Genomic DNA, 7269 nt, shown 5'->3' on the forward strand with positions numbered 1-7269 from the left:
CCTCCGCCGTGCGCTCAGCGGCGCGCGCCGCCCGCCGCCGACGCCCGCGCCACCCGCTCGCACAGCGCCGGAACCTCGGAGAGGGGCACCGGACTGCCCGGGAAGTCAGCGATGACGTCCAGCGGGATGCCGGCCAGGAAGCGCCGCACGGCCGGATCGGCGAGAGCCCCCGCCCCGCTCCGCTCCCCGCCGTGGGCGAGGAGTTCACGAAGGAGCGGACCGCCCACGGGGTGCTCGAACCACTCGCCCAGGGTGTCGCGCCCCGACAGCGCGGCCCCGGACACGTCTCCCGCCACGGCCACCTCCACCTGCCCGCGGATGTCGCGCGAGGAGGCGCCCGCCTCCACCACGTACGTACCGCCCTCCACGCACCAGCCCGCCTCGCGCTCGCTGTAGTACGCGAGGTCCGCGCGGTCCACGAGGACACGGACCTCGCGCGAGGCGCCGGGCTCCAGGTCGACGCGGGCGAAGCCGCGCAGCTCCCTGACGGGGCGCGCGACACGGGACCCGCGCGGCGCCCGTACGTAGACCTGCGCGACCTCGCGCCCCTCGCGCGCGCCGGTGTTGGTCACCGTGACGCGCACGTCGAGTGTCCCGTCAGGGAGCTGCTCCACCCGGAGCCCGTCGTAGGAGAACGTCGTGTAGGACAGGCCGTGGCCGAAGGGGAAGGCGACCTCGTCGCCGCGGCGGTCGTGGCCCCGGTAGCCCACGAACACGCCCTCCGCGTAGCGGACATGGCCCTCCTCGCCGGGGAAGGAGAGATACGAGGGGCTGTCCTCCAGACGCAGCGGGATCGTCTCGGCGAGGCGTCCGGAGGGGTTCGCGTGACCGAAGAGGACGGAGGCCAGCGCGTGGCCCCCGCCCTGGCCCAGGAGCCAGCCCTCCACGAGGGCGGGAACGGTGTCCTGCCAGGGCGAGGTGCGCACGACACCGCCGTGCGAGAGCACCACCGCGGTACGGGGGTTGGCCGCGGTGACCCGGGCGAGCAGTTCGAGCCGGGTCGGGGTGACCTGCGAGCTGCCACCGCCCTGGTAGCGCGGGGTACGGGCGAGCTCGCCGATCACGGCGACACTGCCCGCGCCCGGGTCCAGCGGCAGGAGCGCGCCGTCGTTCTTGAGCAGGACGACGCACCGCTCGGCGGCCTCGCGCGCCAGCCGGTGGTGCGCCTCGTGGGAGACCGGCCCGGCGTCCCCGCCCGCGGCGGTCGCCCGCCGTGCGAAGACGGCGAGCCGCTCGACGGCGGCCTCCAGCTCCCCGCGAGGAAGCCCGCCGTTCTCGACGGCCCGCACCACTTCGCGGTCGGTACGCCCGCGCGTGCCCGGCATCTGGAGGTCCAGCCCCGCGCGCAGGGCCGCGAGGCGGTCCCGCACGGCACCCCAGTCGGACGTGACGATCCCGTCGAAGCCCCACTCCTCGCGCAGGACGGCGGTGAGCAGCCGGCGGTTCTCGCTCAGCGGCACCCCGTTGACGGCGTTGTAGGCCGCCATGACCGACCAGGGCCGGTCCCGGCGCACGATGCGCTCGAAGGCCCGCAGATAGATCTCCCGCAAGGGCCGTTCGTCCACGTCGGCGCTGACCCGCATCCGGTCGGTCTCCTGGTTGTTGGCGGCGAAGTGCTTGAGCGCCGCTCCGACCCCGGCGTTCTGGAGACCGCGCACCATCGCGCCGCCGAGTTCCGCCGAGACGAGGGGGTCCTTCGAGAAGTACTCGAAGTTCCGCCCGCACAGCGGGGACCGCTTGATGTTGACCCCCGGCCCCAGCACGACGTGCACGCCGTGGTCCCGCGCCTCCGCGGCGATCGCCGCCCCGACCCGCTCGGCGAGCGCGGGGTCCCAGCTGCTGCCGAGCGCGACGGCCGGCGGGAAGCACGTGGCGGGCGCCGCGCTGCGCAGCGAGAGCTGGCCGCCGTCCCCCGCCTCCCGCGGCAGCCGCAGACCGTGCGGCCCGTCCGACAGGGACACGGCCGGGACGTGCCCGGCGGCCTCGGTGACGAAGTCCCCCGCGCCGCTCGTCAGCGAGGCCATCTGCGCCGTCGTGAGCGCTCCTGGACCGGTGCCGGGGGAGTGCGGGGAGGGGACGGGTGGGTGTGCGGTCATGGAATCTGCCCCGGGTCGTGTGCGGTGTGCGGACATGGTCCGCGCTCGGGTCGCTCGCGCCGGACGGCCGCTGGGTGGCTCCAGGGCTCCGTCGCCAATTCAAAACCATACAGTGATCGCTTTTTGGCGTCGAGAGGTGCGCGTGCCGAAGGCGCTCGATGGATTTTCCGTCACGCACCGGCCATTGACGGCGAGAAACCGATCGCTTTACGGGTTCCGGGCTCGGCCGGCCCCCGACGGGAGCCGATGCCGCGAGCCCCTCCCTCACGAGAAGAGGTACCGCGATGAAGCTGCGCCACGCCCGGACCGGCTCCACCGGCCCGGCCCCCTTCCGGTCACGCCGCGCCGTACTGATCGCCGGCTTCACCGCCACCGCTCTCGCCGCCGCCACCCAGACCTCCGCCGCCACGCCGGAGACCTCCGCCGACACCGGGCCCTCAACCCTCGGCCACTACGCCGCACTGGGCGACTCCTACAGCTCCGGCGCCGGCATCCCCCCGCAGACCGACACCTTCTGCGCCCGCTCCGGCGACAACTACCCCGGCCTGCTGGCCGCCTCCCTCCCCTTCACGGCCACCACCGACGTCACCTGCGGCGGCGCGGAGACCACGCGCGTGGCGGGCCCCCAGGGCTCCGCCTCGCCGCAGATCGACGCCGTCCGCGCCGACACCGACGTCGTCACCGTCGGCATCGGCGGCAACGACATGGGCATCGGCGGCGCCGTCGCCCGCTGTGTGCTCCTCGCCCACCTCGCCCCCCAGGGCTCACCGTGCAAGGCCAGCTACACCCTCTTCGGCACGGACGAAATCGACGCCCGCGTCAACACCACCGCGCCCAGGATCGCGGGCGTCCTGCGCGCCGTACGCGCCAAGGCCCCGCACGCGAGGATCTTCCTGGTCGGCTACCCGGCGATCGTGCCCGACGACGGCTCGGCCTGCCGCGACATCCTGCCGCTCGCCGTCGGCGACTTCCCCTGGTTCCGCGTCAAGATCAAGAACTTCAACGCCATGCTCGCCCGGCAGGCGGCGGCGAACGGCGCGACCTACGTCGACACCTACACCCCCTCGACCGGTCACGACGCCTGCGAGCCCGCCGGCGTCCGCTGGATCGAACCCACGGACACCGCCGCCGGCTCCGGGCTCCACCCCAACGCGGCCTACCACCGCAGCACGGCGGACACCCTCACGCGGCTCCTCACGCACTGAACGCCCCCAAAGAGCGGTGCCCACCGCGCGAAGCCCGGGCCCCGGGAATTCCGCCCCTCCCGTGCACCGACCCGGGCCGCCCACCGTCGACCGAGCCCAGGACCACCGTGAACACGCCCTTCCCGCGACCGCCCCGCGCCACGGCGCGGACAGCGATCCCCTCCACCGCCGCCCGTAGCGGACGGCACGACTTCCGGCGCGGTGCCTCAAGGCCCCATCACCCGCCGGTCACGGACACCGAGACCCCATGCTGAACTTCATCGCGCGCAGGATCGCGGGCGGAGCGGTGCTCCTCCTCGTCATCTCCCTGCTCACCTACCTGCTCCTCTCGATCCCCGACGCGGACATCGGCCGCCAGATCCTCGGCTCCGGAGCGCCCCAGTCCGACGTGGACGCGAAGAACGTCGCGCTCGGCCTCGACCAGCCCGTCCTGAGCCAGTACCTGCACTGGCTCGGCCACGCGCTCCGCGGCGACCTCGGCACCTCCTGGTTCTCCAGCGAGGACGTCACTCTCGCCGTCGCCAACCGGCTCCCCGTCACCCTCAGCCTGATGACCGGCGTCACCCTCGTGACCGCCGTCCTCGCCTTCCTCCTCGGCGTGTGGGCCGGGGTACGCCGGGGCGCCGCCGACCGCTTCGTCCAGATCCTGGGCGTCGTCGGCTACGCACTGCCCGGCTTCCTCGTTACCCTCGTCCTCGTCCTCGTCCTCGTCCTCGTCCTCGTCCTCGTCCTCGTCCTCGTCCTCGTCCTCGTCCTCGTCCTCGCCGTGCGCCTGGACTGGTTCCCCGCCATCGGCTACACCCCGTTCACCGAATCGCCCACCCGCTGGCTCGCCACGATCACCCTCCCCGTCACGTCCCTGTCCATCGCCTCCGTCGCGGGCGTCTCCCAGCAGGTGCGCGGCGCCGTCGTGGACGTGATGCGCCAGGACTACGTGCGCACCCTGCGCGCCCGCGGTCTCTCCCCCCGGCGGATCGTCCTCAAGCACGTCCTGCGCAACGCCTCCGCGCCCGGACTCTCCGTCCTCGGAATGCAGTTCGTCGGCCTCCTCGGCGGAGCCGTCCTGGTCGAGCAGGTCTTCGGGCTGCCCGGCATCGGCAGCATGACCGTCGCCTACACCACCCGCGGCGACATCCCGGTGATCATGGCGCTCGTCATGCTCACCGTGATCGGCGTCGTCCTGATCAACCTCCTGGTCGACATCATGATCGGCTGGCTCAACCCGAAAGCGCGGATCGCATGAGTGACCACCCCGGGCAGCGGGTGCCGCCCGTCACCACGCCCGCGACGGCCGGGAAGGGACACGGCACCGCGGGACGCCTCGTCCGCAATCCCCTGGCCGCCGTCTCCCTGCTGGTGCTCGGCGCCCTTGTCCTCGCGGCGCTCCTCTCGCCCCTCCTCGCGCCCCTCCTCGCACCCCACGGCCCGGCCGACGCGACGCTCGCCGACGCCTTCGCCCACCCCGGCGGCGCCCACCCGCTCGGCGCGGACTCCGCCGGGCGCGACATCCTCTCCCGCCTGCTGTACGGGGGCCGCAACACCCTCGGGGGCGCGCGCGTCGCCCTCGGCATCGCCCTGCTCCTCGGCGTCCCGGCCGGCCTCCACGCCGGGTACCGGGGCGGCTGGTTCGACGCCGCCGCCGGATGGACCGTCAACCTCGTGATGGCACTGCCCGCGATGGTCGTCCTGCTCGCCTCCCGCGCCATCCTCGGCCCGAACGTCCTCGTCCTGATGATCGTCCTCGGCGTCCTCGCCGCCCCCAGCTTCTACCGCCTGGTGCGCGGCATCGTCGCCGACGTCAGGGGCGAGCTCTACGTGGACGCCGCCCGCGTCTCCAGGCTCTCCGACCGGCGCATCGTCGCCCGCCACGTGCTGATCGTCGTACGCGGCCCGATCATCATCCAGACCGCGCTCGTCGCCGGGGTCGCCATCGGTCTCCAGGCCGGGCTGGAATTCCTCGGCATCGGCAGCGGCTCGGCGGCGACCTGGGGCGCCATGCTCAACGAGGCGTTCCAGAACATCCAGCGGGCCCCCGCGCTGCTGCTCTGGCCCGGCCTCGCCCTCGGCCTCACCAACGCGGCCCTCGTCCTCCTCGCCGCCGCCCTGCGCGACACCCTGGAGGACCGCGCCCCCGCACCCGCCCGGCGCCGTCGCGCCGAAGCCCCCGCCCCGCCCGCACCCGGACTGCCCGCACCCGAACCGTCCGCCACCGGCGGGGAGCGCGCGGAACTGCTGTCCGTCCGAGGGCTGAAAGTCGCCTACCGCCGCCCCGACGGCACCGACAAGGAAGTCGTCCACGGCGTCGACCTCGACGTGCGGCGCGGCGAGATCCTCGGCCCGGTCGGCGAGTCCGGCTCCGGCAAGACCCAGACCGCCTTCTCCCTCCTCGGCCTCCTCCCCGAGGGCGGGCGGCTCAGCGCGGGCAGCGCGCTGCTCGCCGGTCACGAGGTGGCGGGCCTGCCCGAACGCACCCACCGCACCCTGCGCGGCACCACCGTCGCCTACATCCCGCAGGAACCGATGAGCAACCTCGACCCCGCCTTCACCGTGGGCAGCCAGCTCACCGAGCCCATACGCCGCGTCCTCGGCCTCACCCGCCGGGAGGCCGCACACCGCGCCGCCGAACTGCTCCGCCAGGTCGAGATCCCCGCCCCCGAGGAGGTGATGCGCCGCTACCCGCACGAGATCTCCGGCGGCATGGCCCAGCGCGTCCTGATCGCCGGGGCCATCTCCTGCGACCCGGCCCTGCTCATCGCCGACGAACCCACCACCGCGCTCGACGTCCGCTTCCAGGCGGAAATCCTCGACCTGCTGCGCCGCCTGCGCGAGGAACGCGACCTCGGCGTCCTCCTGGTCACCCACAACCTGGGCGTCGTCGCCGACCTGTGCGACCGCGTCGCCGTGATGAACGACGGCCGCATCGTGGAGACCGGCACCACCGGGCAGGTCCTCCACCACCCGCGAGACCCCTACACCCGCACCCTGCTCGGTGCCGTCCTCGACGCGGTACCGGCCCGCGAGCCCTGGCAGCCCCGCCCCACGAGGAGCGTCCCCGCATGACCGCACACCCCGACGCTCTCCTGACCGTCCACCAGCTCCGGGTCTCCTTCCCCGGCAAGGGCCGCCGAGCCCCGCGCACCGACGTACTGCGAGGCGTCGACCTCCACGTCCGCCACGCCGAGACCCTCGGCCTCGTCGGCGAGTCCGGCTCCGGGAAGACCACCATCGGCCGGGCGATCCTCGGCCTCGTCCCCGTCGCCGCGGGGACCATCACCTTCGACGGCGAGCCCGTCCACGACGCGGGACGCGCCCGGCGCCGCGCCCTGAGCCGCGACCTCCAGGTCATCTTCCGGGACCCCTACACCTCCCTGAACCCCTCCCGCACCATCGGCGACACCCTCTCCGAACCCCTCCTCGCGCAGGGCGGCGACGCGACGAAGGCCCGCGCCCGCGTGACCCGCCTGCTGGACCAGGTCCGCCTGCCCGCCGACGCGGCCGGGCGCCTGCCCCGGGAATTCTCCGGCGGCCAGCGGCAACGGGTCGCCATCGCCCGCGCCCTCGCGCTCCGGCCCCGCCTCATCGTCTGCGACGAACCCGTCTCCGCCCTCGACCTCACCACCCAGGCCACCGTCCTCGACCTCCTCCTCGACATCCAGGAGAGCACCGGCGTCGCCTACCTCTTCATCTCCCACGACCTCTCCGTCGTCCGCCGCATGAGCCACCGCGTCGCCGTCATCCACCACGGCGAGATCATCGAGACCGGCGACGCGGGGCCCGTCACCACGACCCCCGCACACCCCTACACCCGTACCCTCCTGCTCTCCGCCCCCGTCGCCGACGTCGCCCGGCAGCGCGACCGCCGGGCGCAGCGCGCCGCCCTCCGAACCCCCTGACCCGCCACACCCCTCCGCGGCGCCCGCCCCCCGTGTCGCGGCCCGCGCCGCCCGGCGCCGCCCCGCCTCCGACTC

At 74.3% G+C, this 7269-nt stretch carries 5 protein-coding genes; 4 read left to right on the forward strand and 1 reads right to left on the reverse strand.

The genetic code is table 11. The features are described 5' to 3' along the window. Nucleotides 1-14 precede the first annotated feature (14 nt). On the reverse strand, nucleotides 15-2096 hold the full coding sequence (locus tag SSBG_RS28900; RefSeq protein ID WP_037870855.1) for a beta-glucosidase family protein: 2082 nt from the start codon (nucleotides 2094-2096) through the stop codon (nucleotides 15-17). Between the two features lie 284 nt (nucleotides 2097-2380). Here SSBG_RS28900 and SSBG_RS28905 point away from each other — a divergent pair, with 284 nt between their 5' ends. From SSBG_RS28905 to SSBG_RS35235, 4 genes are all read left to right on the forward strand, one after another. Continuing rightward, the gene (locus SSBG_RS28905; protein ID WP_008749572.1) at nucleotides 2381-3301 is read left to right on the forward strand and encodes an SGNH/GDSL hydrolase family protein; all 921 of its coding nucleotides are present in this window, start codon (nucleotides 2381-2383) and stop codon (nucleotides 3299-3301) included. A 247-nt stretch (nucleotides 3302-3548) separates the two neighbouring features. Continuing rightward, complete coding sequence (locus tag SSBG_RS28910; RefSeq protein WP_008749573.1) at nucleotides 3549-4544, forward strand: ABC transporter permease; 996 nt, start codon at nucleotides 3549-3551, stop codon at nucleotides 4542-4544. Beyond that, nucleotides 4541-6361 carry a dipeptide/oligopeptide/nickel ABC transporter permease/ATP-binding protein gene (locus SSBG_RS35230; RefSeq protein ID WP_050776840.1) on the forward strand — a complete coding sequence of 607 codons (1821 nt, stop codon included), beginning with the start codon at nucleotides 4541-4543 and terminating at the stop codon, nucleotides 6359-6361. The genes SSBG_RS28910 and SSBG_RS35230 overlap by 4 nt, the downstream gene beginning before the upstream one ends. Then, complete coding sequence (locus SSBG_RS35235) at nucleotides 6358-7194, forward strand: ABC transporter ATP-binding protein (RefSeq protein WP_037870859.1); 837 nt, start codon at nucleotides 6358-6360, stop codon at nucleotides 7192-7194. The genes SSBG_RS35230 and SSBG_RS35235 overlap by 4 nt, the downstream gene beginning before the upstream one ends. The last annotated feature ends 75 nt before the right edge of the window (nucleotides 7195-7269 follow it).

It is taken from the genome of Streptomyces sp. SPB074 (assembly GCF_000154905.1).
In the GTDB taxonomy this organism is placed as follows: domain Bacteria; phylum Actinomycetota; class Actinomycetes; order Streptomycetales; family Streptomycetaceae; genus Streptomyces.

What these genes read in the sequence shown, in the direction of transcription:
- SSBG_RS28900 (WP_037870855.1), bottom strand. Translation starts at nt 2,096, where the DNA reads ATGACCGCACACCCACCCGTCCCCTCCCCGCACTCCCCCGGCACCGGT.
- SSBG_RS28905 (WP_008749572.1), top strand. Translation starts at nt 2,381, where the DNA reads ATGAAGCTGCGCCACGCCCGGACCGGCTCCACCGGCCCGGCCCCCTTC.
- SSBG_RS28910 (WP_008749573.1), top strand. Translation starts at nt 3,549, where the DNA reads ATGCTGAACTTCATCGCGCGCAGGATCGCGGGCGGAGCGGTGCTCCTC.
- SSBG_RS35230 (WP_050776840.1), top strand. Translation starts at nt 4,541, where the DNA reads ATGAGTGACCACCCCGGGCAGCGGGTGCCGCCCGTCACCACGCCCGCG.
- SSBG_RS35235 (WP_037870859.1), top strand. Translation starts at nt 6,358, where the DNA reads ATGACCGCACACCCCGACGCTCTCCTGACCGTCCACCAGCTCCGGGTC.